Source organism: Pollutimonas rozaliensis (assembly GCF_048751585.1).
GTDB lineage: Bacteria > Pseudomonadota > Gammaproteobacteria > Burkholderiales > Burkholderiaceae_B.
The window spans coordinates 1-232 of record NZ_JAZHOB010000381.1 but is presented as its reverse complement, the minus strand read 5'-3'; the positions used below and the strand labels follow the sequence as shown (position 1 = coordinate 232).

Here is a 232-nt window from a genome sequence, read left to right as displayed (position 1 = left end):
CGGCTGGTCTTGGGTTGCAGTTCGGCATGGGCCAGGTAGTCCTGCAACTGGTCATCGTCCAGCGCAGCAAGGAGGATGCGGCCCATGGAGGTGCAATAGGCCGGCAGGCGACTGCCGACGCTGAGATCCACCGAGATCAGCCGCTGCGGAATGGCTGAGCGCGCCAGGTAAAGCACCTGCTCGCCTTCCAGTGTGGCCAGGTTGCAGGCTTCGTGCAGCTGCTCGCTGAGGC

The 232-nt window shown here is 64.7% G+C and carries 1 protein-coding gene; it reads right to left on the bottom strand.

The genetic code is table 11. The annotated features are described in order from the left end of the window. The coding region (locus V0R37_RS23315) for an IclR family transcriptional regulator domain-containing protein (protein WP_420376720.1) at nucleotides 1-232 on the bottom strand (232 nt) is incomplete at both ends.